The organism is Pseudomonas sp. DrBHI1 (genome assembly GCF_002205115.1).
Classification (GTDB): Bacteria; Pseudomonadota; Gammaproteobacteria; order Pseudomonadales; family Pseudomonadaceae; genus Aquipseudomonas; species Aquipseudomonas mosselii.
This window is the reverse complement of the sequence record NZ_NIBE01000124.1, coordinates 103202-103650: the sequence shown is the minus strand read 5'-3', so window position 1 is coordinate 103650 and position 449 is coordinate 103202.

Sequence of the window (449 nt, the reverse complement as noted above, 5' to 3'; positions counted from 1 at the left end):
TGGGCAGGTCACGCAAGGGTTTCTTTTTGGTTGGCATACATGCACCTCTTACTCATGTTATGCCCGAACACAAAATTTCTGACACCCTCAAACAGACTATTTAAAAGTCAAAGTCAAAGTCAAAGTCAAAGTCAAAGTCAAATGCGATCGGCGTGGGTTTTAACAGGTGTAAGCGCATTCATTTTCTATAATGACGCATAGTCACCTTTTCGCCCTTACGGCGAGTCACTTTTTGTCAAACGCCCGGAGCGCCGGCCGGACAAAAGTAACCAAAAAACGCTGCGCTCCATTCATCTGGCCCTACGCTTCGCTCCGGGTCCCCTCACTCCGGCCTTGCTCCCGGGAGGACCGCGCTGCAGGGCCCATCCTGGGCCCCAGCGCTTGACGGGCATCCATGCCCGTCACCTCCCTTCGCAAGGCCTGCGTTCGGCCTCCTGAAGTCGCGAAGT